This window comes from Paenibacillus sp. B46(2026) (assembly GCF_056786355.1).
In genome coordinates, this window is the sequence record NZ_CM165907.1 from 2,000,587 (window position 1) to 2,027,388 (window position 26,802).

The 26,802-nt window shown below is 47.3% G+C and carries 20 protein-coding genes; 16 read left to right on the forward strand and 4 right to left on the reverse strand.

Annotated features, from left to right (window positions below; genetic code table 11):
• Positions 1–23: 23 nt before the first annotated feature.
• Positions 24–869 (reverse strand): DUF2161 domain-containing phosphodiesterase, encoded by an 846-nt coding sequence (locus AC1S8V_RS09205; protein ID WP_482073361.1) that lies wholly within the window; start codon positions 867–869, stop codon positions 24–26.
• A gap of 361 nt (positions 870–1,230) precedes the next feature.
• On the opposite strand from AC1S8V_RS09205, the gene AC1S8V_RS09210 reads away from it, so the two are divergent.
• From AC1S8V_RS09210 to AC1S8V_RS09230, 5 genes are all read left to right on the forward strand, one after another.
• A complete protein-coding gene (locus AC1S8V_RS09210; protein WP_315936714.1) occupies positions 1,231–3,126 on the forward strand; it encodes a PrkA family serine protein kinase in 1,896 nt (631 codons plus the stop codon).
• 242 nt (positions 3,127–3,368) lie between these two features.
• Complete coding sequence (locus AC1S8V_RS09215; protein WP_482073362.1) at positions 3,369–4,376, forward strand: protoglobin domain-containing protein; 1,008 nt, start codon at positions 3,369–3,371, stop codon at positions 4,374–4,376.
• Between the two features lie 129 nt (positions 4,377–4,505).
• Positions 4,506–5,510: a LacI family DNA-binding transcriptional regulator gene (locus AC1S8V_RS09220; protein WP_482073363.1), complete on the forward strand. Its 1,005-nt coding sequence runs from the start codon at positions 4,506–4,508 to the stop codon at positions 5,508–5,510.
• Positions 5,511–5,858: 348 nt separating this feature from the next.
• A complete protein-coding gene (locus AC1S8V_RS09225) occupies positions 5,859–8,681 on the forward strand; it encodes an endo-1,4-beta-xylanase (RefSeq protein WP_482073364.1) in 2,823 nt (940 codons plus the stop codon).
• 267 nt (positions 8,682–8,948) lie between these two features.
• Positions 8,949–11,432: an EAL domain-containing protein gene (locus tag AC1S8V_RS09230; protein ID WP_482073365.1), complete on the forward strand. Its 2,484-nt coding sequence runs from the start codon at positions 8,949–8,951 to the stop codon at positions 11,430–11,432.
• A gap of 85 nt (positions 11,433–11,517) precedes the next feature.
• On the opposite strand, the gene AC1S8V_RS09235 is transcribed toward AC1S8V_RS09230, so the two are convergent.
• Together AC1S8V_RS09235 and yhbH are read right to left on the reverse strand one after the other, a co-directional pair.
• A complete protein-coding gene (locus AC1S8V_RS09235) occupies positions 11,518–12,954 on the reverse strand; it encodes a SpoVR family protein (RefSeq protein WP_482073366.1) in 1,437 nt (478 codons plus the stop codon).
• A complete protein-coding gene (gene yhbH, locus AC1S8V_RS09240; RefSeq protein WP_482073367.1) occupies positions 12,951–14,120 on the reverse strand; it encodes a sporulation protein YhbH in 1,170 nt (389 codons plus the stop codon). Before yhbH ends, AC1S8V_RS09235 begins: the two co-directional genes overlap by 4 nt.
• Before the next feature lie 256 nt (positions 14,121–14,376).
• Here yhbH and AC1S8V_RS09245 point away from each other — a divergent pair, with 256 nt between their 5' ends.
• The 9 genes from AC1S8V_RS09245 to AC1S8V_RS09285 all read left to right on the forward strand — a co-directional run bounded on the left by AC1S8V_RS09245 (position 14,377) and on the right by AC1S8V_RS09285 (position 24,368).
• Entirely contained in the window at positions 14,377–15,693 is a 1,317-nt protein-coding gene (locus AC1S8V_RS09245; protein WP_482073368.1) for an MFS transporter, read from the forward strand.
• 442 nt (positions 15,694–16,135) lie between these two features.
• Positions 16,136–17,404, forward strand: a complete 1,269-nt coding sequence (locus AC1S8V_RS09250; RefSeq protein ID WP_482073369.1) for a sulfotransferase family protein — start codon at positions 16,136–16,138, stop codon at positions 17,402–17,404.
• Positions 17,401–19,332, forward strand: a complete 1,932-nt coding sequence (locus tag AC1S8V_RS09255; RefSeq protein ID WP_482073370.1) for an asparagine synthase-related protein — start codon at positions 17,401–17,403, stop codon at positions 19,330–19,332. The genes AC1S8V_RS09250 and AC1S8V_RS09255 overlap by 4 nt, the downstream gene beginning before the upstream one ends.
• 29 nt (positions 19,333–19,361) lie before the next feature.
• Positions 19,362–19,499 (forward strand): paeninodin family lasso peptide, encoded by a 138-nt coding sequence (locus AC1S8V_RS09260; protein ID WP_174806426.1) that lies wholly within the window; start codon positions 19,362–19,364, stop codon positions 19,497–19,499.
• 136 nt (positions 19,500–19,635) lie between these two features.
• On the forward strand, positions 19,636–20,583 hold the full coding sequence (locus AC1S8V_RS09265) for an aldolase (protein WP_482073371.1): 948 nt from the start codon (positions 19,636–19,638) through the stop codon (positions 20,581–20,583).
• Positions 20,580–20,879 carry a lasso peptide biosynthesis PqqD family chaperone gene (locus AC1S8V_RS09270; protein WP_482073372.1) on the forward strand — a complete coding sequence of 100 codons (300 nt, stop codon included), beginning with the start codon at positions 20,580–20,582 and terminating at the stop codon, positions 20,877–20,879. The genes AC1S8V_RS09265 and AC1S8V_RS09270 overlap by 4 nt, the downstream gene beginning before the upstream one ends.
• 3 nt (positions 20,880–20,882) lie before the next feature.
• On the forward strand, positions 20,883–21,365 hold the full coding sequence (locus tag AC1S8V_RS09275) for a lasso peptide biosynthesis B2 protein (protein WP_145319683.1): 483 nt from the start codon (positions 20,883–20,885) through the stop codon (positions 21,363–21,365).
• Positions 21,355–22,551, forward strand: coding sequence for a nucleotidyltransferase domain-containing protein (locus AC1S8V_RS09280; RefSeq protein ID WP_482073373.1), 1,197 nt, complete (start codon positions 21,355–21,357; stop codon positions 22,549–22,551). Before AC1S8V_RS09275 ends, AC1S8V_RS09280 begins: the two co-directional genes overlap by 11 nt.
• Positions 22,551–24,368, forward strand: a complete 1,818-nt coding sequence (locus AC1S8V_RS09285; RefSeq protein ID WP_482074435.1) for an ABC transporter ATP-binding protein — start codon at positions 22,551–22,553, stop codon at positions 24,366–24,368. The genes AC1S8V_RS09280 and AC1S8V_RS09285 overlap by 1 nt, the downstream gene beginning before the upstream one ends.
• Before the next feature lie 161 nt (positions 24,369–24,529).
• Here the strand turns inward: AC1S8V_RS09285 and cysC are convergent, their stop codons facing one another.
• Positions 24,530–25,168, reverse strand: a complete 639-nt coding sequence (cysC, locus tag AC1S8V_RS09290) for an adenylyl-sulfate kinase (protein ID WP_482073374.1) — start codon at positions 25,166–25,168, stop codon at positions 24,530–24,532.
• Between the two features lie 149 nt (positions 25,169–25,317).
• Between cysC and AC1S8V_RS09295 the strand changes: the two genes are divergently transcribed.
• A complete protein-coding gene (locus AC1S8V_RS09295; RefSeq protein WP_482073375.1) occupies positions 25,318–25,725 on the forward strand; it encodes a hypothetical protein in 408 nt (135 codons plus the stop codon).
• Positions 25,726–25,824: 99 nt separating this feature from the next.
• Positions 25,825–26,604, forward strand: coding sequence for a delta-lactam-biosynthetic de-N-acetylase (gene pdaA / locus AC1S8V_RS09300; RefSeq protein WP_482073376.1), 780 nt, complete (start codon positions 25,825–25,827; stop codon positions 26,602–26,604).
• Positions 26,605–26,802: the final 198 nt, after the last annotated feature.

Sequence of the window (26,802 nt, forward strand, 5' to 3'; positions counted from 1 at the left end):
CCGTCACTTCGGATGATTCCGGATCAGATATGGCCTGTATTTTTCAAGTACAACTCCGCTGCTTCAGCAATGTGTGAAAGGTCGTCCTTATTTTCACCAGATACGGAATACGTTACATCAAGTTCATTAATGGTTCGTTCGATCATATCATTATCCTCAAGCATGTGTGTATGCTCGGTTAACGCCTGTACTCCCTTAATCGTCAGAATATACTTTCCACGAGAGAGGCGTTCAAACCAGCCATAATAATTCTTTTGCAGAATCGCCGCTGCAGAACCTACGCCTGTCTGTCTGGCAAGGTTGGCGGGAGAGGCTTCTCCGTTCGTTCGTAGAGCGGATGCGACGCGTAAGGCCTTCTCACGATATGCCGTGACCAGCTGTCTTCGTGTGCTGCCTCCCGTATTGTAGTCTCCGCTGCGTTCGTCGAATTCCTTGAGCAATCGTTTCCGCCGAACACCGCTTTTGCGAGCAACTTGATTGCGGCTAGTAGGGGGTGTCAGGGCGGATGGTTCGCACAGTACGTCAATCAGGGGTGATTTGGTTTTGTAAAATGTGACAGTCAGCAGCCCCAAACCAAGTTGCCTGCATAGTGCAGTCAGTTCACTCCAGCGTTGGTTCACAGCTCCGCGTTTGCTGCGATTGCGCTCGACGGCCAGATACACGAATGGACTAAGCTTCAAGCGCTGCATGCCCTGCAACAACAGGGAGAGGTTGAATGTTTTTTTCATCTCCACAATCAGTGGTTCGTCCTGATCCGATCTGACCCCTACGAGGTCACAATGTCTGACTTCCGCCTTGACGTCGAAGCCACGCTGCTCGAAGAAAGCCTTCACAGGCGAATATAATTCGGTTTCGTATTTCACTGCCATCGTCCGTGCTCCTTTCCTGAAGTGGCCTGTCTCTGGCCATACGTTGTCCGGTTTCCTGAATTTAGAACCCTCATTATATCATATTCGTTCTTTTTTTTCTGAAGGCACAAGATGTCTGATAGAACAGGGGAAAGCCAAAATTCGAAACCTTGGATTGAAAAAAAGAGGTCAACTTATCCGAATTGCCGCATAGGTATGTAATACACTTTTCACAACAAAACAAGACGTTTGGACAGAGGGTGGCGGGACTACACAGGACCGTAAGATTGGTATTCAAGCAGGAGCCGCGATTCTATTGATTTCTTCATACCATTCGGAATGGTTGACAATCACACTAAAGGAGCCATGGGAGGTACCAAGCATGAATATTTTTGAACGCGTTGCGGAACATCGGGCAGAGAGTGACCGTTTGACATGGAACGGAACATTTGAAGATTATATTGAACTGCTGAGAGAGGACCCGACTCCGGCAATGACGGCTCACGCCAGAGTGTATGAAATGATTGAATCGTTTGGCGTGGAAGAAGTTGGTGGGCATAAGCGGTACAAGTTTTTTGAGCAGGAGATCTTTGGATTGGATCGATCCATTGAAAAGTTGGTCGAAGAATACTTCCACTCAGCAGCACGTCGTCTGGATGTACGGAAAAGGATCTTGCTCCTGATGGGCCCTGTAAGCGGAGGGAAATCGACGCTGGTGACGCTGCTGAAACGGGGGCTTGAACAGTTCTCTCGGACAGAGAAAGGTGCCATATACGCCATTGATGGATGCCCGATGCATGAGGAGCCACTACATCTGATTCCACTGGAGCTTCGTCCTGAAGTGGAAAAGGAAATTGGTGTCCGTATTGAGGGTAACCTTTGCCCATCTTGCCAAATGAGACTCCGTACCGAATATGGCGGTGATATCAGCAAGGTGCCGGTGGAACGGGTCATTGTTTCCGAAGATAACCGCGTGGGAATAGGAACGTTCAGTCCATCCGATCCGAAATCGCAGGATATTGCCGATCTGACCGGCAGTATCGACTTCTCCACCATTACCGAGTTTGGTTCTGAATCCGATCCACGTGCCTATCGTTTTGATGGGGAGTTGAACAAGGCGAACCGTGGGTTGATGGAGTTCCAGGAGATGTTGAAATGTGATGAGAAATTCCTGTGGAACCTCCTGTCGCTCACGCAGGAAGGTAACTTCAAAGCAGGACGCTTCGCCTTAATCAGTGCGGATGAAATGATTGTGGCGCATACGAATGAATCGGAGTATAAGTCTTTTATCTCCAACAAGAAGAATGAGGCACTGCAATCCCGGATGATTGTCATGCCGATTCCGTACAACTTGAAGGTATCCGAGGAAGAGAAAATCTATGCCAAGCTTATTCAGCAAAGTGACATGAAGCATGTTCATATTGCACCGCATGCACTGCGGACTGCAGCCATTTTTTCCATACTTACCCGCTTGAAGGAAACGAAGAAACAAGGCATGGATCTCGTTAAAAAGATGCGCATGTATGATGGTGAAGAAGTGGAAGGATACAAAGAAGCCGATCTGCGCGAGATGCAAAATGAGTATTTGGATGAAGGGATGTCCGGCATTGATCCACGGTATGTCATTAACCGGATCTCCAGTGCTTTGATCAAGCAAAATCTTCAGTGCATTAACGCGCTGGACATTCTGCGGGCGATCAAGGATGGTCTGGACCAACATGCCTCGATCACGAAGGAAGAGCGGGAGCGTTATCTGAACTTTATCGCTCTTGCACGCAAGGAGTATGATGAACTGGCCAAGAAGGAAGTGCAGAAAGCATTTGTGTACTCATTCGAGGAATCCGCAAGAACGTTATTCGAGAATTACCTCGATAACATTGAAGCATTCTGCAACTGGTCCAAGATTCGTGACCCGCTCACGGATGAAGAGATGGACCCGGATGAGCGTCTGATGCGATCCATTGAGGAACAGATCGGGATCTCCGAGAATGCAAAGAAAGCGTTCAGAGAAGAGATTCTGATCCGAATCTCGGCATACTCCCGCAAGGAGCGCAAGTTCGAATACAGCAGCCATGACCGTTTGCGTGAAGCGATTGAGAAGAAGTTGTTCACCGATCTGAAAGACATCGTCAAGATCACAACCTCAACCAAAACACCAGATGCAACACAATTGAAACGTATGAATGAAGTCATTAAACGCTTAATTGAGGAACATGGATACACCGCAGCCAGTGCCAATGAACTGTTACGTTATGTGGGCAGTCTGCTTAATCGCTAGTCGGCAACGAACCATTCCGGATCAGGCTTCTGATGTCTGCTGTGAGGCTCCTTCACAGCAGAGTCAGAGCCTTTTTAATTCTATGAAGGTCATATTAATCTAAAAGCTGACAAATAAGGTTAATTTTTAAGAAAATTAGTTCTAATGGTATATGCATATTTAGGTATTTTAGTCTATAATCAATACATATATTTACAATTTAAAGTAATTTAGTGTTTATTAAGGAGCTGACTGAACCAGATATGAGCAGTATTTCCGCAACAAGACAGAAGCAACTTGATTACATGGGATTAACCGCAGGGGATCTAACATTGCTTGCTGAACATCGGCCTGTTTTTAAAAAAGTCGTTAATGAAGTGGTGGACCATTTCTACAATCATGTGGGGAATTATCCTGATCTGGTAGATCTGATCGCAAGATTCTCTTCCATTGAACGTTTAAAAGAGACACAGAAGATGTACTGGTTATCGATGACGGATGGAATCGTGGACGACGCATATATTGAGCAACGGATTGCGATTGGACTTGTACATTCACGGATTGGTCTGTCTGAAGATTATTATCTGGGTACCTATATGGTCTACCTAGATATTGCAACGAGCATATTCCAGCAGGTTATCCCTGATTCCTGGCATCTTGTCATTCAAGCGCTCAGCAAAATGTTCAATCTGGATTCACAGCTTGTCCTTGAAGCCTATGAGAAGAAAGAAAAAGAAAAGTTACATCAGCTTGCCGATGACCAACAACATACATTGCAGGCGATTACGCAGATTACCCAAGAGCTTACAGGCATGATTAGTGAATTAAATGAAAGTGCAATGGCTATATCGAGTGTAGCCAAAGAAACAGCGGCTTCTCAGGATCAGGCTCAAGTTCTGCTCACGGAATTGACAGGGGAGATCCAGCAGATCGGAAAAATGGGTGAACTCATTCGCGAGATATCGGATCAGAGTCATCTTGTCGGCCTAAATGCAGCAATTGAAGCTGCTCATGCAGGAGAGTTCGGACGTGGCTTCGAAGTAGTTGCCAGTGAGGTGCGCAAGCTTGCAGCCAGTTCTCGGGATGCCCAGGGGAAAATTCAGTCTAATCTGGAGCAGATCATGAAGAAACTAAGCAGTGTGCAGCAGGAGTCGGATCATACGTCTCGCGGAGCACGGAGCCAAGCTTCACGCTCGGCTGAACTCGCTGTATTTGCAACAACAATGGAGAAACTGTCTCTGGATTTGAAGAATCTGGAACAGCAGGAATAGAGCTTAAAAGCATTAGGAACCTTCCATACCGTTTCAGGCTGTTTTAAGCTATAATGGGTAGACAAACCTGCCGATGTTATAGAAAATGCAGCCGGAGACAGGGGATTTGAAAGAGGTTGAGGTGATCAGATGGCTTCTATCCATGATGTAGCCAAGGAAGCGGGAGTATCTGTTGCAACCGTTTCCAAAGTGATAAACGATTATCCTGATGTAAGTGAAAAAACACGCAAAAAAGTCAATATAGCCATCGAATTATTGAAATATCAACCCAATGTGGTCGCACGTGGACTTGTCAAACGCCGTTCATGGACGGTGGGAGTACTGTTAACGGTTCCGTTTACGAACCCTTTTGTGTCGGAGTTGCTGGAAGGGATCAAGACAGCGCTGGAGAACAGTGGATATGATCTTGTCCGGTTGTCTACTCGATTCGATGATCCGGCGTACTCGTTTATCAAACATTGCCGCAGTCGTAATGTCGATGGTGTTGTGGTATTCGGGGAAGGCAGAGAAAACGCGAGTATTCAGGAACTGGTGGATGCAGAGATTCCAACGATGTTTATCGATACGGATATGTTGGGCAAGCGTGCCGGTTACATTACTACGGATAACGCAAACGGGATCTCGATGGGTGTCAAACATCTGCATGAGCTTGGGCACCGCAAGATTGCCTATATTTCAGGGACGTTAGGACCTGCCGTAGCTAATCTGCGATTGGAAGGATATCGGGAAGGGCTGCGAGAATGCGGCATCCCGTATTCTACGGTATATCTGGAAGTCTGCGATTACTCATTCGACGGGGGAAGCAAGGCTGCCCGGAGATTGCTGGCACTTCAGGATCAACCAACGGGAATTGTCTGTGCATCAGACATGTCTGCTTTTGGTGCGATTCATGAAATTGAAAAGCATGGACTGAGTGTACCAGAAGATATCTCGGTTGTCGGGTTCGATAACACGTATTATGCTGAGGTATTCAAACCCGGACTGACCACGGTGAATCAGAATATCTATTCCATTGGCATTAAGTCCATCGAATATCTGATTGCCATGATCGAGAATCCGGCTTATTCTCCTCCCGTCGTTACGGAACCTTCCAATCTGGTGATCCGTCAGACGACAGCACCTTTAAAAGCGTAAATTTGTAATGACGTTAACACGGAGCACAGCTAATAAGCTGTGCTTTTTGTCGTTCTATATCTTATTTGGAAACATATGGTTTATGAAATAGGGAATCCTCTTCTGTCATTGTGAGTGGATATTACATGTTATTTAAGCAGAAGCTCCCTAAATATCTTTATAAATATTTTAGTGCAAGTCCTATAGTTTAACGGGTAAACAAAGTCTGCTGGCAATCGTATAATGAAAGTGCTTACAACTTTCTGTTGAATAATGTCTATCCAATCCTGCACAACGATCTTGTAACGGGCTGGCACATGACAGAACAAAGGTTACTCTTCACAAACAACCAACCAAGGAGGAGATCGGATGCATTTGAGAAAATGGTGGAGCTTGTGCTTGTCGGCTGTATTGATCTTCAGTTTGTTCCCAAGTGTGGGAACAGGAGGGACACGTGCTGCGGCTGCGGACGTTAAGACTGGCGATGATGAAGTACTGTTCGAGGCTAATTTTGAAGATGGTGTGTTGGGACAATGGCGTCCACGTGCGAGTGAGAAGCTCGATATTGTGACGGAAGTGGGTCACGACAGTACACGCAGCCTGAGAACCTCTTCCCGTACCGAAACGTTCCATGGACCCTTAATTGAAGTAATAGACCATGTACAGAAGGGCAGCACGGTTCATATTTCGTTTTGGGCCATGTATGATGAAGGACCGGACAGTCAGGTCATTAACGGTTCACTGGAGAAAGAGTACAATAACGACGCTTCGAGTCGAGAATATGCTACGTTTGCCTCTGCAACTCTGAACAAAGGACAGTGGAAAAAAATCGAGGCAGATGTGGTGATCCCTGGAGAAAATAGCGGCATCACCGGATTCCGCATGTATGCAGAGACACCTTGGAAGACGTCAGCGGAAGTGACGCCGGCTGATACGATTACTTTTTACGTGGATGATGTTCTGATTACGGAAGCCGAAAAAATTGAAATAGAGCCGAACATTCCGAATCTAGTGGATGTTGTGGGACAACACTATGCAATGGGAGCGGCAATCGACCAGTCTGCACTGGATTCGGATGATCCGCATTCCCAGCTGTTGACGAAACATTTTAATAGTATTACAGCTGGAAACTTTATGAAAATGGATGCGATGCAGCCTCAGGAAGGACAGTTTGTCTGGTCAGAAGCGGATCGTCTGGTGAACTTTGCTGAAGCCAATGACATGGAGGTCAGAGGGCATACGTTGTTATGGCATAGCCAGGTGCCAGAATGGTTCTTTACAGATCCAAACGATGCATCGAAACCTGCCACGCGGGAACAGTTGCTTGCTCGGATGAAAACACATATTCAGACCATCGTGACCCGGTACAAAGGAAAGGTTCATACATGGGATGTCGTCAATGAAGTCATCTCAGACGGAGGCGGCTTGCGGAATGAGGCCAGTAATTCCAAGTGGAGAGATATTATTGGGGATGTGGATGGCGACGGAGATGACAGTGATTACATTGAGCTGGCTTTCCGATATGCACGCGAGGCTGACCCTGATGCAGTATTGGTAATTAATGACTATGGACTGGAGGGCAGTGCAAGCAAGCTGAACGATATGGTGAAGCTTGTAGAGAAACTGCTGGCGAAAGGGACACCCATTGATGCGGTTGGGTTCCAGATGCATGTGTCGATGTATGGACCGGATGTAAAGCTCATTCGTGAGGCTTTTGAGAAAGTGATCGCTCTTGGTGTGAATGTACAGGTTACAGAGCTGGACGTTTCGATCTATTCAAGTAATTCCGAACTGGAGATGCCTGTCACAGATGAATTAATGCTGCAACAGGCTTATCGTTATCGTGAACTGTTCGACCTGTTTGAAGATTTGGGAAAACGCGGCGTAATGGACAGTGTCACAGTCTGGGGACTTGCCGATGATGGGACATGGCTTGACAATCATCCGGTCAAAGGACGTAAAGATGCACCGTTGCTGTTTGATCGTAAATTGAAAGCGAAACCAGCCTATTGGGCATTGGTGGATCCTACCACTCTTCCGATCTATCGAAATGAATGGACAGCGCCTAAGGCTAGCCCTTCTCTCCCAGATCGCAAAGGACAGGAAGATATTCTTTGGGGTGCTGTGAAAGGACTTGAAATTAATCATCTGGCAGATGGTACATCCGTGGTTACGGGTGAGGCTCGTGTGATGTGGGATGCCAAAAAGGTGAATTTGCGAGTGGAAGTGAAGGATGCCACACGTCGCAAAGGTGATCAGGTGCAGGTTTTCCTCGCGGAAGAAGTCAAGGGGACGGGCGCTGCAACTTCTAAAGCTGATCTATCTGCCAAGAAGAAAAATCCACCGCCTGCAAATGGTCAATATACGTTCAAACGGGAGGGCGGTAAAGGCAAGGATAAAAATGCTTACAGCGTAAAGGAGACCAAAACGGGATATATCGTATATGCCACCCTGCCTTTGTCAGCCGCTTTATTAACAGAGGGGCAGGTGCTGTCTCTGGATTTTCGAATTATGGACGAATATGCTGCTGGAAAGACAGCCACGATTGTATGGAACGATATTTCCAATCAGCAGCCCAATAAACCTGCCAATCGGGGTAAACTGAAGCTGGGTTCCGCCCTGAAGCACGCGAAGGTCACTTATGGCACGCCGGTTGTAGACGGTCAGAAGGATCGAGTCTGGAAAAAGGCAACATCGATCTCCACAGATGTATGGGTGCTTGGAAATTCCGGTGCAACGGCAACAGCACAGCTGCTATGGGATGAACAGTATGTATATGTGCTGGCAGACGTCAAAGATCCTTTGCGAAGCAAGTTAAGTTCCAATGCACATGAGCAGGATTCAATCGAGATTTTTATCGACCCAAGCAAAGACCAGACAACATACTACCAGGAGGATGACGCCCAGTACCGGGTTAACTTTGATAATGAGACTTCTTTTGGAGGAAATGCACGGAAAGATAGCTTCAAATCAGCCACCCGATTAACAAGTGGAGGATATACAGTTGAAGTGGCAATACCACTGGAGAGTGTTCTGGCTGAAGGAAAAAGATGGATTGGATTTGATCTCCAGGTTAATGATGATGGAGCCGGGGACGGCAAGCGAAGCAGTGTCTCCATCTGGAGTGATTCATCAGGTAATTCGTATCAAGACACTTCCGGTTTTGGCAGTCTGTTACTGACTCGCAAATAAATTATTCAGATCTGTATTTGGATGTGCCAATGTCAGGTATTAAACATCCGTGTTTCTGGAAAAAAGTGTTGATTTTCAATCCTGGGACGTTTAGACTATATACATTGATATTAAACGGGTTCCGATGTATGACACTGGCTTGAACTAAGTCCGTGTTCACAAGTCAAATGATGCGGAGGGAGTGCCTGTCATCCAGACAGTGCACTCGCTTCTTTTTTACATTTTTGCATACATATGAGGCATTTCCCGGTTGAAAGGACAGAGTGAGTGGAGCACCTACATGGTACGTACAACTTAGAACTTGTTATTTTATCCTATATCATTGCATCGTTAGCTTCTTATGCAGCGCTTGACCTTGCAGGCCGTGTAAGTCAGGCTAGCGGGGTAGCGCGGAATGTATGGCTTACCTGCGGTGCAGTCTCCATGGGTCTGGGAATCTGGTCCATGCATTTCGTGGGTATGCTGGCTTTTGTTCTGCCTACGCAAGTCTCCTATTCCACGGGTAAGGTTGTTTTATCTGTTCTACTCGCTATTGTCGCATCCGGGGTGGCCTTGAACATTGCGGGCAGACAATCCGGCAAGATCAGCAAGCTCATGATTGCTGGAGTACTCATGACTGCCGGGATCAGCTCGATGCATTATGTGGGCATGGCTGCGATGTCCACTCCTGTTACGTATGAACCAGGCATAGTGGTGTTGTCCATTCTGATTGCAGCAGTTGCTTCATTCGCGGCATTGTGGCTCATGTTTTTTTTCCGTTATCGTCAATCCAGACATACCTGGGTTTACAAGATGGGCAGCGGTCTTATTATGGGCATCGGAATCTCAGGAATGCATTATACCGGGATGTCAGCCGCACAGTTCCATCATTCACATGGCTCTATGGCAAGTTCAGACATGCAGATTGAGCCAGGCATTCTCGCCTATTTGATTGCATCAGGTACATTTATTGCATTGGGCTTAACGTTGTTCGGCATATTTATCAATCAACGAATGTCTCAGAAGGATCAACGGATTCATGAGAATGAGCAGTGGTATCAGGCCCTGTATCATAACCATTCCGATGCCATAATTTCAGTGGACAAGGAAGGTATCGTCAAAGGCATTAATGCTGCTGTAACGACGATCACCGGATACCCTGAAAAAGAGGTCATGGATCGTACCATTGATGAGATCGCTCAGCAGATCGATATCGAGTGGATAAGTGAATTTGATTCCATCGATTGGGATGATCATGGGTTGGAGCAGGCGCACTACATGGCCAAGATGAGAGACGTACAGGGTGAACTTCTGGACCTTAGTATTGTTGTAGTTCCTGTTGTCATTGATGGTACACATGTGGGAAGCCACATTTTGATCAAAGATATAACGGAAGAGAAGAAGGCTCAGGAGAGCATTCGTCACCAAGCTCTGCATGATCCGCTGACGGGGCTGCCGAATCGGCGCAAGTTGGATGACGTGCTGGCTTACACGATCCAAGCTTCGGAGGAAAAAGGGAATTCTTTTGCCGTTATGGTGATGGATATTGACCGTTTCAAAATGATTAATGATTCACTGGGACATTCCATTGGGGATGTATTTCTAAAAGAAGTCAGCAGCCGAATCATGGCAGCGATCAAAGCTTCTGATCCAAAAGCCATGGAGAATGTCATGCTGGCCCGTATGGGCGGTGACGAATTCACATTGGTGGTAACCCATGATCAAGCGACTGAGGTTCGGGTGGCCGAACTTGCGAAACAGATTGTAGAAGCCATACAGCTACCTTACCGATTAAAGGAAAATGACTTTTACGTGACAGCCAGTATCGGGATTGCGATGTATCCACACCATGGAGCAGGAGCAGATTCTTTGCTGAAACATGCGGACACCGCCATGTATGAAGTGAAGAAGAACGGCAAGAATGGTTTCCAATTCTACACCGCCCAACTGGACTTGGAGCTATATGAACGCATTGAACTGGAGGGTTACCTGCGTAAAGCATTGGAGCGCGATGAGATGGTTCTATACTATCAACCGCAGATTCGTACCGAGGATAGCCGCATGATTGGTGTGGAGGCACTTATTCGTTGGAATCATCCACTCAAAGGTCTGCTCGCACCCAATGTGTTCATCCCGCTTGCAGAAGAGACGGGCATGATCTATGAGATTGGTAACTGGACGCTACGGGAAGCGTGCAGGCAGATGAAGCTCTGGCATGTCAGTGGTGGACCGCTCATTCCGGTATCGGTTAACTTGTCCAGCCAGCAGTTCCATCAATCCAACTTGGTGGAACAGGTCAAGAATGCCCTCCATGCGACTGGGCTAGAAGCCCGGTACCTGGAGCTGGAAATTACAGAGAGCATGATGATGGATGCAACGGTATCCACGGCGATCCTGAATGAACTCACGGCACTGGGTGTCAAAATCAGCCTGGATGATTTCGGTACGGGATACAGTTCACTGAGTTATCTGAAGCATTTCCCGATTCACAAGCTCAAGATTGATCGTTCATTCGTGACGGATATTACAGAGAGCCACAGCGATCAGGCTATTGTAGCGACCATTATATCGATGGCACAGAATCTCAAGATGGAAGTCATTGCGGAAGGTATTGAGACGAAAGACCAACTGGATATTCTGATGCAGAATGACTGCCATGAGATTCAGGGATATTATTTCAGTCGTCCGCTGCCGGCTAGTGAAGTCGAGCATGACTTTTTTGTACCGCTGCGATTACAGGGTAATGGAACACCAACGGTACAATCAGAGTAAGTATATGCCAAGCGGCAAGTCCCCAGGTATGTCGGGAACTTGCCGCTTTTTTGTGTCTTATCTTTTGATGATCTTATTCACAACCTCACATAAACTTGCGGTGGTGCTTCTTGCCATCATACGTAAACCAGATCGGTTTATCCTCGACACGTGTTTCCACATGTACCGTACGTCCCCAGAGGCGATACAGATAAGGCATGGTGCGTTCCATATATTTCAGGTCCAGCTCAATGCCTTCATATTGATGCTTCAGTACGAGTTCCCCGGTCCGCAGATAGTCGGCATCTTGCACGACCAGATAAGGTGAACCCCCGTTGACACGTGAAAATACGAGTTGATCCCGTATGTTTTCCCAGGACTTGTCGGTAATTTTCCAGTCCGGGCCTTTTTTCTCAAAGACGTAGAGGTCGAGGTCCTCGGTTAATTGTTTGGTCATGTAATTGCGGATAAATGAGGTATCGGAGTCAAATTCACGCACCTCGAACATTTTGGCACGACCTTGCCCCGGTTTGCGGCCCCAACGTTCCTGTTCTTCCCGGGTTGGGTTATCCCAGCGCCGTTCAATATCCTCGAAAATCTTCAGTCCCAGATAATATGGATTCAGACTTTGTTTGGATGGCTGCACCACGGAGGAGTTGAGCTTCGCGAATTCAATCGTATCCTCACTGTTCAGATCGAGCTCGCGTATAATGCGTTGATGCCAGTAGGAGGCCCAACCTTCGTTCATGATTTTTGTTTCCATCTGTGGCCAGAAATACAACATCTCTTCACGCATCATACTCATGATATCCCGCTGCCAGTCGGTCAACACTTCCGAGAATTCCTGAATAAACCACATGACATCCTTCTCCGGTTCAGGCGGAAAGTGATGGACCTGAATACCTTCGGCTGGTGCTTCTTCGGTCTTCACATCATCAAGGGACCATAAATCATCATAGCGGCCTTCCGGCTTGGGTGCTTTCTCACCACGCTGCTCCCGCATTTTCATCTCCATATAGCGTTGTTTGTCCAAATGGCGGGGTTTAATCAGCTGTGGGTCCACATGTTCCTGAATCGCGATCACGGCATCGATAAAGGCTTCAACCGCTTCGGTACCATACTCCATCTCATAATTGCTGATGCGATCCGCCGTAGCAGCCATGCTTTCGACCATATTCCGGTTGGATTTGGAGAAGCGGGCATTGTTTTTGAAAAAATCGCAGTGGGCCAGTACGTGGGCTACGATCAATTTGTTCTGAATCAGGGAATTGCCATCCAGCAGGAAGGCATAACAAGGGTTGGAGTTGATGACAAGCTCATAAATTTTGCTGAGTCCAAAATCATATTGCATTTTCATCTTATGAAATGTTTTGCCGAAGCTCCAGTGACTAAACCTTGTCGGCATGCCGTAGGCTCCAAAGGTATAAATGATATCCGACGGGCAGATTTCGTACCGCATGGGATAATAATCCAGACCGAATCCATCGGCAATCTCCATAATCTCGGCAATGGCGTATTCGAGGTCGCGGATCTCATCTGTCATCTAACGCTGCCTCCTTCCCGTTTCTGGAAAAAGCTGCGCAAAGCTTTGTACACTTCGCCTTTTTCTTTGATCACATAATACATGAACTGATCCATCTTGATATGACGGTAAGCCGACATCAGTGTGCTGCTGCGGTTGTACTGATTCACCTCGCCGTACCCAAACATGTTGCTGCGTTTCATCAACTCGCCGATCAGCTTCACACACCGCTCGTTATCCGAGGTCAGATTATCCCCGTCAGAGAAGTGGAATGGATAGATATTGTAACTGGAAGGTGGGTATCGGCTGTCAATAATATCCAGAGCCTTCATATATACAGAGGAGCAGATCGTGCCTCCGCTCTCGCCACGGGTAAAGAACTCTTCTTCGGTCACTTCTTTGGCTTCCGTATGATGGGCGAGGAAAACAATCTCAACTTTCTCATACTGACGGCGTAGAAAACGGGTCATCCAGAAGAAGAAGCTGCGCGCGCAGTATTTCTCAAACGAACCCATGGACCCGGATGTATCCATCATGGCAATAATAACGGCGTTGGATTGTGGGATAATTTTGTCTTCCCATGTCTTGTAGCGCAGGTCATCCGGACTGATATGATGGATGCCTGGCGTACCGGTCGTAGCATTACGGCGCAGATTCTCCAGAATGGTACGTTTCTTGTCAATATTGGACTGCATGCCTTTTTTACGAATATCGTTGAATACCACCGTATGTGTCTCAATCAGGTCTTTGTCCTTCTGCTTCAGATCGGGTAATTCCAGCTCAGCGAAGAGCATATCTTCCAGTTCCTCAATACTAACTTCGGCTTCCACAATATCATGACCAGGCTGATCACCAGCTTTTTCGCCTTTGCCGGGTTTCTGCGAAGCAGCGGGATCACGACCGATGACGTCTCCGACCTGACTGTCACCGTCTCCTTGACCGACATGCTTTTGCTTCTGGTAGTTATACACAAAACGGTACTCATCCAGACTGCGGATTGGTACCTTGATGATTTGTTTTCCATCAGACATGATGATGTTTTCTTCCGTGATTAAATCAGGCAGATTCTGCTTGATGACATCTTTCACCTTTTGCTGATGGCGCTGCTGGTCCTGGTACCCTTTGCGGTGAAGCGACCAATCTTCCCGGGATACGACGAACGAGTAAGGCTGGTGTGAATTTGACATGTAGGCACCCCCCATTGATTACGCGGCACAGTTTGGCCTGTCGGTAATTAAGTATATTCACGGGCGAGGACGATATGTGATGAGAGCGGATATAAAATGATACAATTACGCAAGTTCACTTTGGAGGTAAGGTGAGTTGTAAGAACAGAACTGCTCCATTTTTTACAGAAACAGTGAACAAGTGTGATATCCTTCCTATACAATAGGAGAAAGACATCAATCATTTAATAGAGATGCATGAAAAGGAAGGATTTATGTGAATAAAAAGGCGATCAAGGCTTGGATTATGTATGATTGGGCCAACTCGGCTTACGCGACAACTGTGCTGGCCGCAGTACTGCCTGTATTCTATGCTTCGGTGGCTGCAGCAACGTTGGATACGGATACCGCCGCCTCCTATCTGGCCTATACCCATTCCATTGGCATGTTGTGCGTAGCTCTGCTAACACCGTTGCTAGGCACGCTGGCTGATTTGTCTGGACGGAAAGGCGACTTCCTGCGTGTATTTGCAATTATAGGCGTCCTTGCCACATTGGGATTCAGCGCAATCGGTGAAGGGGACTGGTTCTTTGCTTCCGCGTTGCTGGTCATATCTACGATTGGTTTTGCGGGTGGTAACACCTTTTACGATGCAATGCTGCCGGATCTGGTACCTGTGGAACGAAGAGACATGATATCCTCCAAAGGTTATGCCTATGGTTATATTGGAGGAGGTTTGCTGCTTGCGGTGAACCTGCTGATGATTCAGCAACCGGGCTGGTTCGGGATGAGCAGTACACTGGCAGGCACAAGACTTGCTTTTATCTCCGTATCGTTGTGGTGGTTGCTGTTCTCGATACCGATCTTTCGCCATGCTCCGAGACGGCCTGCATCACCGGATCTGCCTGGATCCTGGAAAGGGTATGCTGCGGTGGGAGTTCGCAGACTGCGACAGACCTTTCGTCAGATGCGGCGTTTTCCCCAGTTAATCCGCATGCTGGTGGCTTTCTGGTTTTTTAATGACGGCATTAATACCATCATTCTGATGGCTACCATCTATGGGACAAGTATAGGCATAGGCACAGCCGACTTGATGCTCGCACTACTGTTAACCCAGTTCATCGGTTTCCCATGCACTTTGTTACTGGGAGCATGGGCGCAGCGTTGGGGAGCAAAGCAGGTATTAATCGTTAGCTTATCCGTATACATATGTATCGTGATTCTGGGTTATTTCATGACACAAGCGATCCACTTCTATGTGCTCGCCGGGTTGGTTGGAGTCGTGCAGGGTGTGAGTCAATCCACAGCTCGTTCCCTGTTTAGCAATCTGATGCCGGCAGGGAGAACAGGAGAGTATTTTGGTTTTGTGAATATTACAGGCAAATTCTCTTCGATCTTCGGTCCATTTGTGTTTGGTTATGTCGGACAGATCACGGGTTCCACGCGTTGGGGCATTCTGTCGCTTATCTTCTTCTTCGTCGCGGGCATTGCTGTATTGTTAAGTGTGAAGGTACAGAAGGGAATGCAGGATGCTACACTGGCGGATCAGGAAGAAGGGCGAAATGGGAGCTTCGGAGCTCCTGGGAAAAGTTAGAATGTAAGGTTCACCTGATGATTGTTCAACGGTTTTCATATTAAGCTTCTCAACGGATTACGCATGGCTTCAGGCATTGTTCCTCACAGAACATGTTTGGAGCTTATTCGCGTTTGTGCAATCAGAACATAATTGATCATGAAATAGTGCTTAAAAGACAGACAGCAGAATACAGTGAAAGAGTAAGAATTTATGAAAAGGTGAAAATAAAAGATTGACATGATACATTTTGTATCATAGAGTAAAACTATGAATACATATTGTATCTGAGAGTTGTCGAAAGAATACATGTATTTTGCATCACTCTCGGGTAAGGTTCCGACGGAATATTGCAAAATGCTGACCTAATAGTTTGCGTAGTAATCGTTTTGCCAAACACAAAAGTAGAGTCTGGTCTATCCCGGCTGCATGCTTATTTTATTGAACAGAGGAGAGGCTGCCATTGATCGACGCTCAAGGTAACGGACTTGTTTTCTTACTATGTGTTCCCCGCAGTGGTAGTTCATTATCCACAGTCATGCTGCAAAATCACAGTCGTATATTTGCCACCCAGGAAATGTGGTTTCTGATGAGTCTTGTCGATCTGCCAAAAACGGATTCACGCGCTTATGGTGGCAGCTCCATCATGCGTCAGTTCTACAATGCCATGGTATCCGAGGATGTCTTCGAAAAGGCATGCAGAAGTTTTGCTCTTGAGATCTACAATGGATTCCTGGAAGGGAGCGGAGCAGACTTCATCGTTGATAAATCTCCGCGTTATTATTACATGCTTGAATGGCTGGATCGTCTGTTTCCACAGTCCAAGCGCATTCATCTCCAGCGAAATCCTCTGGCCATAGCAGCATCATTCAAAAAGGTAAACCGCCATACAGGTGAAAGATTCGACCTGACTCATAGTCTGCAGAGCTCCAAATTAAATATGAAATCTGTAGATCTCACACTTGGTATGCTCCGCTTGAATGATTATTTTGCCGAACCGCATGCGAATGCATATGAATTGCAATATGAACAATTGGTCGCCAGACCTCAAGAAGAACTTGAGAAATTATGCTCATTCTTGGGAATTCGATATGAACAGGGTATGGAGCAGTATGGACAGTTTCTGGACAGTGCAAAATCTGACATGTTCTACAGTATGGGCGTGGGGGATCCATTCCTCTCTTCACATCAAGAGGCTCATCAGGGTTCCGTTAACAACTGGAAAAACATATTGGAATCCCAAGAAGTTGAACTGTATTGCCGTGTGATGGGAGCGGATCTGTTCCATCGGATGGGGTACAGTGACCAGTTGGCGGAAGCTGAACAATGGACGGGGGTTCGTTATGAAGCAAGTCCGGATCAAGAGGTCATTCAGCGAATCACGCATCAGTTGACGACAGCGACCGGTTGCGAGTGGCAGCAGCACTATCGGATGCAGCCAGTTGATTCTCTCGTTCATGATTCCCATGGTAATCGGAATGATTCAGTTCTCGAAGAACCGGAAAAGATAGATCCCACACTGGCTGCACTGGCAACGATCAGGCAGCTGCAGGCCGCACTACGGGCGGCAGATCATCGTCTGGAACGGGGATACAGTGAGCGGGAACGCTTGAAAGTCCAGCTGGCCGCTGCTCAAAGCAAAATACAGCGCATTAAATCATGGGTACCATTCGGTCATCAGATCAGCGCTTGGGCTTCACAGCGCAAGATACTTCGGGGAGGAAAGTCATGAGCGCCATAGCAGGAATTGTTCACAACGATGGTCAGCAGGCGTTATGGGAAGATAGCTGGCGCTTGTACGCAAGCCTGGGGCATGTCCCTGCAGATACGACAGGGGTATGGAAAGGTAATGGGGCGTTCCTTAGCTGTCATGCCCAATGGATTACACCGGAATCGGTTAGCGAGAAGTTGCCTTTATATGATGAAGAGAGTGGTCTGACCATCACGGCAGATGCCATTCTGGATAATCGGGAACAACTGGCAGATCAATTACAGATATCCAGAGCTGAACTGGCTTTGTTGGCGGATAGTGAACTGATCCTGCGTGCCTATCAACGCTGGGGAGACGATGTGGCTGTCCGATTGCTAGGGGATTTTGTATTTGCCATCTGGGATGATCGTAATCGCAAATTGTATGCAGCGAGAGACATTACAGGCATGAGATCTTTTTATTATCGACATGATGGTTCACGTTTTGCTTTCTGCACACTCATGAATCCGTTGCTCGGGCTTGAAGGGGTACATAAAGAACTTGACGAGACCTGGTTGTCTGAGTTCCTTGCCATTCCTGACATGCATGATTCAGCAGATATCAACTCGACCGTATATCAGGGAATAAGCCAGCTGCCTTCTGCACACATACTTGTCTTCCGGGACGGGAGGCTGGAACTGAAGCAGTATCATCGCTGGGATGAAGTGGAGCCTCTAAGGCTTAAATCCGATGGTGAGTATGTAGAAGCGTTTCGAGAGGTCTTTGGGCAGGCGGTCGGATCACGACTACGAACTCACAGGCAGGTGGCTGCTGCATTAAGTGGCGGGCTAGACTCGGGAGCCGTGGTTGGTTTTGCTTCCGGAACACTGAGAAGTCAGGGCAAACGGCTGCATGCTTATAGTTATGTTCCCGTGCGAGATTTCACGGATTACACGTCGAAAACGTTGCTCGCTGACGAGAGACCATTCATACGTTCGACCATTAATCACGTCGGTAATATCACAGAGAACTATCTTGATTTTGAAGGCAGAAGTCCCCTCAGTGAAGTGGACACCTGGCTCGACATTATGGAAATGCCCTATAAATACTTTGAAAATTCGTTCTGGATACGTGGTTTCTATGAAAAAGCGAGCCAGCAGGATGCAGGCATTCTGCTCACAGGAGCACGCGGTAACTTCACCATCTCCTGGGGGCCAGCTCTGGATTATTACGCCAGTTTACTGAAAAGTGGCCGTTGGTACCGCTGGTTCCGTGAGATGCAGCAGTATAGTGAGCGGACCGGGATGCCTTTCTCCCGTATTGCCAAGATCACAGGGCGAAAGGCATATCCCGAATTCTTCAAAACAATGTCCAAGGGAGCCAGTCAGGCCTCATCCGTACAATTGATCCATCCTGATTTTGCTCAAAGAACAGGTGTACTGGAACGACTCAAATCCATTATTGTTCTGCAGGGTGGTGCCCAGGCTGATGCACTCAAAGTACGTGCCGAGAAATTCAATAACCTGGCCATTGCGAACAAAAACGGCGCTGTAGCCACAAAATGTTCTCTCCGTTATCGGGCTTGGGAACGTGATCCGACGAGTGATGCCAGAGTCATTCGATTCTGTCTGTCCGTACCGATTGAACAATATGTGAGACAAGGGACGGATCGTTCATTGATTCGCCGCGCTACTTCACCGGAGTTGCCTGACAAGGTCAGACTGAATCAGCGGGTACGGGGTGTACAGCCTGCCGATTGGCTGCATCGCATCATCCCGAATTGGGATGCATTCACTGCTGAGTTGCGTGCCTTGTGTTCTGACAGCAAGGTTGCTGGCATATTAAACACGGAGCGCATCAAGTCTGCCCTGGCGAATTTTCCAAGTCCGAGACCGGAGCTAGCTTCCCACCCGGATTTACGGTTGATGATGCATAGTCTGATTGTATATCGATTCATTCGAAAATTCTGAATGATTGCACTTGAAAGGAGGTGAATACGATGCAAATGGAAAAAAAGGAATGGCAAGCACCAGCTCTTGAAGTGTTGGAAGTCAATCAAACGATGGCCGGTACTGGCTACAGACAAATTGACTGGATCACGGTTCACGATGCGGATCTGTACGATCCAACTTCCTAAGTTATTAAGTTTTATGAAGTGTCATCATACTTAAAGGGCGGAAATGGAACCAATCCAGTTTCGCCTCCGCCCTTATATTGAGCAACATGAATATAAGGGTTTTTTTTACATTTTATTACGAAGGAGGCGTCTTTCATTGTTGCCTGTGCATTATGTAGCGTATGGCTTGCGCTGGTCGAGCCAAATTCCGATGCCTGAACTGCAGTGCGTACCCGAGGGTGCAGAGCACAATGCTGATGCCGTAGATGTACACATTGAGTCTTCAGATCTGAACCCATTGTGGGAGAGCTGGGATGTTGGCAATGACAACTTTGTGGCGCGGGAAGGCAGCCTTTTTTTCAAAATCGAAGATGCAGGCCTGTTTCTAATGGAGCATGGAAAGCGTATCGTTGTATCCCCTCCGCCAGGAGCGGATGAGAAAAAGGTCAGATTATTCATCCTGGGCACCTGTATGGCGGTCATTATGATGCAGCGTGGCATCCTTCCATTGCATGGTAGTGCAGTGGTTATTGATGGCTGGGCTTACGCATTTGTCGGACATTCGGGGGCAGGTAAATCGACGTTGTCGGCTGCACTGGCATCACGCGGATATCCGCTTCTTACCGATGATGTTGTCGCACTGACCTGGGATGCCGGAGGAAGAGCTATCGTATCACCTGGTTACCCGCAACAGAAGTTATGGCAACCCAGTCTGGATGGCTTCGGCATGAAGGAGCAGGATTATGCAACGGTTCACGCGGAGATTACGAAGTATGCGATACCTGTTCAGCATTATTTTCATGGAATGGCCGTGCCACTAGCGGGGGTATTCGAACTTGCTCCACAACCGGAAGAAGACCATACGTCCGTTCAACTGGTTGAAGTGACGGGGCTGGAACGATTGCATGTATTGTGCTCTCATACGTTCCGTGGTGGACTGGTTGCAAGACAAGGGCTGGCACAGTGGCTGTTCGAGACCGCCTCCAGACTCTCGGTAAGTGTGGAAATTGGCAGATTGACCAGAACTGGTGCTGAATTTACAGCATTTGAGATGGTGGATCGGATCACAGATCATATACGTAAAGGAGTGCATTCAGGACAATGACAGCGACTACGCCGATGAATGTGGAAGACCGGGTAACCCGGAAGGAAGGCAATCTGGTTAGTGATATGGGTAGTGAGAAAGTCATGATGAGCATTACCACTGGAAAATATTATAATCTCGGGAGTACCGGTGGGCGAATCTGGGATCTGATCGCAGAGGAGCGGACGCTGGGTGAAGTTGTTGAGGTGCTTGCTGCGGAGTATGAGATTGAGCCAGATGTATGTCGTGAGCAGGTGGTGCAATTCCTGGAACACCTCTCCCGTGAAGGATTAATCGACGTTACTCGCGGAGTATAGAACATGCTGCGAAAAATAAAGGCTTATTTCTCGCTCCCTCGCGCGATACGTCGACTGGTATGGGAGGCCTATATCCTCCTTGGCTGGGCACGCATACAGAAGGCTATGCCATTCGCCAAAATTGCACCAGGGCTGGGGACGCCTATGGTTGAAACACCGATGACCGGGCTGGATCGCAGTGAGGTGATCGCTATACGGAATATTTCCAAGGCGATTATGATCGCCAGCAAATATACGCTATGGGAAAGCCGCTGCCTTGTAATGGCGATTGCCGGGATGAAGATGCTTGAGCGACGCAAGATAGGGAGCACGTTATATATGGGGACTGCACGGAATAAGCAAGGACATATGATGGCTCATGCCTGGCTACGAAGTGGGAAATTGATCGTGACCGGAGCTGATACTATGGACCAATATACGGTTGTCGGCGTGTTTGGCAAACGTTGTCCGGAGAAGGGATCTGGGGAGATTGTCTATGACACATGAAATTGAACTCTATTCATCAGGATTTCCGAAGGAGCTTAAGCTGATTTTGAGCATGATTAGAGGTGATCTGACGGCTCTAACCCCTGAAGAACTCCAGATGCGTTTGCAGGGAACGGATTGGCAGCTTTTTCTGCGGCTTGTGTATCATCACCGCTTGTACTCTATCCTCTACTTGAAAATGAAAGAAAAGAACTCTTCGATTTTTCCGGCAGATGTTATGGAGAGTCTGAGACAACAATACACGGCCAATACGTTCCGTATGTTACATCTGACAGCAGAGATGGAGCAGGTGTGCGGAGCATTCCGAGAACGTGGCATCCGCAATATTACCCTGAAGGGACCAGCGCTGGCTCATGATCTCTATGGGGATGTATCCATGCGAACCTCGAAAGATCTGGATATCCTGATTCCATTGGCTGATGTGGAAGCGGCCGAAGGTATTCTTACGACTCTTGGTTACGTGTGCAAGGATGGAGAGCGAACAGCTACGGTTGACAGCTGGAAGTGGCGTGAACACCATATCTGTTACACCCATCCGGTCAAACGGACTCAAGTCGAGATTCATTGGCGACTCAACCCGGATTCGGGGAAAGAAACCGATTTTGAATTGCTGTGGAAACGCAGCCGGTTCAGTTCATATACACAGACCCCTGTCCGCATGCTCGAACAAGAAGATCTGTGGGCTTATCTGGTAACTCATGGCGCACGGCACGGATGGTTCAGACTACGTTGGTTGCTGGATATCGACCAGATGATTCGAAGTATGTCAATCGATGTGAAGAAAGTAGAACGCCGTCTGAAAGCGGAGGGACGGTTATCCATTGGTTCGCAGGCGCTTTACTTGACCGCGGATTTGTTGAACACGCCGCTGGATGCAGCGTACAGGTCTTTGATGTCCTTGAGTGACCGTACAGGCAGGCGATTAGCCAGCGAAGGCGCAAAATTCATGAATGACATGCTCGAAAGTCCGGCTGATATGAAAAATTATCAATCGTATCTGTTTGCTCTTCGAAGTACCAAGCAGAAATGGTTCTTTTTTATTGAACGTTTGTATCCAAGTACATGGGATGTGGATCAATTACCGCTTCCGCGTTCATTGTTTTTTCTGTACTTTCCGTTACGTCCGTTTCTCTGGTTCTGGCGGCGCATTAAAAGGTATACGATGACGGAAAGGGGTAAAGTATGATCTCCGAATTAAAGTACTTCATGCGAAAGTTGCATCATGTCACGGGGCCCATTTTATACTGGAATCTGCTGGGGATGATCTGTATCAGTCTCATGGAAGGGATCGGCATCTACATGCTTGTTCCGATGCTGAGTCTGATCGGCATATTTGAGATGGGCTCCACAGGCTTGAACATTCCCTGGATTGGAGAAGTGTTGAATCGTTTTTCTGAGAATAGCCAATTGTTACTCGTATTGTTCACCTTTGTGTTGATTGTCTCCGGACAGGCCTGGATGCAGCGTCTCCAGACGATCCGTAATACTCGAATCCAGCAGCAATTTGTGCGAACGCTGCGCATGGAAACCTATGGTGCCATTATTATGGCGCAATGGTCATTTTTTCTCCAAAAACGAAAATCCGATTTTAACCATATATTAACCACTGAACTTGCACGTGTGAGCCAAGGAACGAGCATTATGCTGCAAATGGCAGCCTCTCTGATCTTTACGGGCATTCAGATTGGTCTCGCTTTCTGGTTATCCGCCAAGTTGACGGCACTTGTGCTGGTCTGTGGATTGTTATTATTTTTTGTCTTGAGAAAATTCGTCAAGCGGGCCAAGCAGATCGGGGATCAGACCTCTGAATTCTCGCAAAGTTATTATAATGGTATTACCGAGCATTTCAATGGAATCAAGGATATTAAGAGCAATATGCTCGAACGCTCACACATGAACTGGTTTGAGCGCATGTGCAGACAGATTGAACGCAACGTCATTCAATTTAGCCAATTGAACAGTGGAACACAGCTCATTCATCGAATGTCCGCGGCTGTCATTATTGCGGCATTCATCTACCTGTCTCTCCGTGTAATGACGGTACCTCCCGCAAGTTTGCTGCTCATCATTCTTATCTTTTCCCGCTTATGGCCAAGGTTTACGGCAATTCAGTCCAATCTGGAGTACATCAGTTCGATGCTGCCTGCATTTCGGGTGGTAAGAGAACTACAAGCGCAGACGGCGAAAAGTCGTGAGATCAGCGAAGAGATTGCTTCAGCAGGAGGTGCTGGATCTGATGGGATTCAACCTATGGAACTGAAGGAATCCATCACGTGTCAGGATGTTTGTTATCGCTATGAGGGAAGTGATACGTACTCATTGATGAATGTGCAAGCTTCTATTCCCGCAAGGGGTATGACCGCAATTGTGGGCAAATCCGGAGCAGGCAAGAGCACGTTGATTGATCTGATTATGGGCCTTGTCAGACCTGAGAGTGGTCGCATTTTAATTGACGGTGTACCTCTGTCAGAAGAACGATTACTGAGCTGGCGAAGTTCGATCGGATATGTCTCCCAGGACCCATTTCTGTTTCATACGAGCATTCGTGAGAATTTACGTCTGGTGGATCCGAATGCAAGTGAAGAACAGATGTGGCAAGCATTGCAGTTTTCATCATCTGCGGCTTTTGTACGGAAGCTGCCTCAGGGCCTGGATACGATCATAGGTGATCGGGGTATTCGGCTATCCGGGGGGGAACGTCAGCGATTGGTGCTTGCCCGGGCTATGCTGCGTAATCCTTCGGTATTGGTACTGGACGAAGCGACGAGTGCACTGGACAGTGAGAATGAACAGTACATCCATGAGGCACTGGAACGATTGAAAGGACATGTGACCATTATCGTGATTGCACATCGATTGTCTACAATCCGTACGGCAGATCGTGTGATTGTGCTGGATGAAGGTCGCGTAATTCAAGAGGGCGGATATCAACAGTTATCTACTGATCCGGTAGGGACGTTCAGAAAGCTTCTTAACATGCAAGCGGGTGTTGTGGGACAGTAAGTGAGTTGACATCAGAAGAAGTTCAAACTTGATGATCGAGCATGTGTATCTTCTTTTGTTTATTCGTTTATCGATGGTATAACCAGTAATGATATCACGTAAAGAGGCGCGCCACTAAGGGCGCGCCTTTCATGTAAGTAGGTTCGTATAATGAGCAAGGATTAAGGAACCAGTGCTGTATTGGAAGGGAGCGGAAGCTGGAGAGCACCGATCTGCTCCAGATGCTGTATGATCTCTTGCACGGCTTCCTCAATGGAGAATTGCTCCGTATCGATGATGAATGAAGGAGATTTAGGTACATCATAGGGGGCGGAAATGCCTGTGAAATGCGGGATGTCACCGTTACGTGCTTTTTTGTATAGACCCTTGGGATCACGCCGCTCACATTCTTGGATTGAACAGCGCACATAGATTTCAATGAAATCATCCGGTTCAAATAATTGTCTAACCATCTCCCGATCCTGTTCATGAGGAGAGATAAAAGCCGAAAGTACAAACAACCCGGCATCTACCATTAACTTCGATACTTCCCCAATTCGGCGCAGATTTTCTTGACGATCGGCAGCTGTAAAACCAAGATCGCGGTTCAGTCCATGACGTACATTATCCCCGTCCAGAACATAACAGCTTACGCCTTGTTCATAGAGATACTGCTCCAGGGCAAATGCAAGAGATGACTTGCCTGCACCGGATAAGCCGGTGAACCATATGGCTCGACTACGGTGGCCATTGTGTTTCTCCCGGTCTTGTCTATCAATGCTGGATGATTGCCAGGTTATATTGCGCTCTTCCTTCGACATGAGTATCCCGCCTTTTCCCTACCATGATATGTATAATATTTTAACATATTTTCAAGATTATAGCACCTTACAGATTTCTTCATAGTAAGCGTGAATCGACAAAATATCGGGTATAGATGTAGTACATACATAGCAGGAGGAACAATGTCATGAGCGAAAACATACAAAACATACAAGTTGGATTCAAATGCCCGGATTGCCAGCAGGATGTCCGAGCGGAATTTATAGATGAACAGGTCAGCACGGTTCGTTGTAAAGGTTGTGACAGAGCGTATACGCTATTGAAGCCAACCATCGGTGATGAGATTCTACTTGATTGGGAGCAGGAGGCTTTGTATCACAAGCTACGGGCAGAACGGTCTGAACTGGATAATCACAATATGTCTGCCTTGATTATCAAAGTTATCGAGCTGCTTACATGGCGTGATCGGGGAGATGGACAGACCCGTGCCATACAGACCGTGAGGGAGTGGCTTGCTTCCAGTGGAAAACCCCAGACCTTGCTGGAATTGTTCCATCAAACTCCGCCACAACCTGAAAATAAACGTTTCGATTGATGCCCAATTACATACATTAGCCGTTCCTGTGGCATATTACCTGAAGGTGTTCGTGTGTGCAATCGACGAACCGAATTTTCAGGAACAGGAGCGGATAGAATGAAGCGAATGGTTCTATACATACTGTTAGGACTGTTATCCATCAGTATGGTACCGGCACAGGTCGATGCATCGCCGGTTACCGGAGCTTATCACTTTGGCTTCAAGAAAAGCCAGAATGGTCAGCTGCCCTCGATTGATCAGGAAGGCTTTAAATCGATCTTACAACATAACGATGCCATTTTCCTGGGGGATACGAAACAGAAGGAATTGTATCTCACGTTTGATAACGGGTATGAGAATGGATTCACACCTGCGATACTGGATGTTTTGCGTGCCAAGAAGGTACCTGCTGCTTTCTTTGTGACAGGTCATTATCTAAAGGATCAACCTGAGTTGGTTAAACGGATGGCGGCTGAAGGTCATATTGTGGGTAATCATTCATGGAGTCATCCGGATATGACCCGCATCTCCAATGAGAAGCTTAGAGAGGAACTGGAGCAGGTCAAGTCGGAGGTGAATCGGTTGACGGGTCAACAGGCGACCTTTTTGCGACCGCCGCGCGGAATTTTTAACAATCGTACGCTTGCAGAGAGTCATGCTCAAGGGTATGTGAACGTGTTCTGGTCTGTTGCCTACAAAGACTGGGATACCAATGTACAGCGTGGTGCACAATATGCTCATCAACAGGTGTTGAAACAACTCCATCCGGGCGCAGTCATTTTGCTTCATTCGGTATCCAAAGACAACACCGAAGCCCTGGGTTCCATCATTGATGAGGCTCGCAAGCAAGGATATGCATTCAAAAGTCTGGATGATCTGCGGACCAAAAGTTATTGATCCATTATCATCATGACCAATTGGCTAGACTAAGTCCTTCCGAAGTTTAGCTAAATGTAAAGGGCATCCTGAGCGATGAAGCTCGGGATGCCCTTTTTAGGTTGTATCGGTATGTTGGTCGCAATCGTTAGATGTGACCCCATACAGATCCAGAATCCCCAGAATTCAGATGAGAAGGATTCTGGGATATTACAAGAT

Coding starts and splice junctions, on each gene's coding strand:
- AC1S8V_RS09280 (WP_482073373.1), top strand. CDS start 21,355: ATGACACATGAAATTGAACTCTATTCATCAGGATTTCCGAAGGAGCTT.
- AC1S8V_RS09260 (WP_174806426.1), top strand. CDS start 19,362: ATGCAAATGGAAAAAAAGGAATGGCAAGCACCAGCTCTTGAAGTGTTG.
- yhbH (WP_482073367.1), bottom strand. CDS start 14,120: ATGTCAAATTCACACCAGCCTTACTCGTTCGTCGTATCCCGGGAAGAT.
- cysC (WP_482073374.1), bottom strand. CDS start 25,168: ATGTCGAAGGAAGAGCGCAATATAACCTGGCAATCATCCAGCATTGAT.
- AC1S8V_RS09255 (WP_482073370.1), top strand. CDS start 17,401: ATGAGCGCCATAGCAGGAATTGTTCACAACGATGGTCAGCAGGCGTTA.
- AC1S8V_RS09210 (WP_315936714.1), top strand. CDS start 1,231: ATGAATATTTTTGAACGCGTTGCGGAACATCGGGCAGAGAGTGACCGT.
- AC1S8V_RS09215 (WP_482073362.1), top strand. CDS start 3,369: ATGAGCAGTATTTCCGCAACAAGACAGAAGCAACTTGATTACATGGGA.
- pdaA (WP_482073376.1), top strand. CDS start 25,825: ATGAAGCGAATGGTTCTATACATACTGTTAGGACTGTTATCCATCAGT.
- AC1S8V_RS09275 (WP_145319683.1), top strand. CDS start 20,883: ATGCTGCGAAAAATAAAGGCTTATTTCTCGCTCCCTCGCGCGATACGT.
- AC1S8V_RS09235 (WP_482073366.1), bottom strand. CDS start 12,954: ATGACAGATGAGATCCGCGACCTCGAATACGCCATTGCCGAGATTATG.
- AC1S8V_RS09220 (WP_482073363.1), top strand. CDS start 4,506: ATGGCTTCTATCCATGATGTAGCCAAGGAAGCGGGAGTATCTGTTGCA.
- AC1S8V_RS09295 (WP_482073375.1), top strand. CDS start 25,318: ATGAGCGAAAACATACAAAACATACAAGTTGGATTCAAATGCCCGGAT.
- AC1S8V_RS09205 (WP_482073361.1), bottom strand. CDS start 869: ATGGCAGTGAAATACGAAACCGAATTATATTCGCCTGTGAAGGCTTTC.
- AC1S8V_RS09270 (WP_482073372.1), top strand. CDS start 20,580: ATGACAGCGACTACGCCGATGAATGTGGAAGACCGGGTAACCCGGAAG.
- AC1S8V_RS09225 (WP_482073364.1), top strand. CDS start 5,859: ATGCATTTGAGAAAATGGTGGAGCTTGTGCTTGTCGGCTGTATTGATC.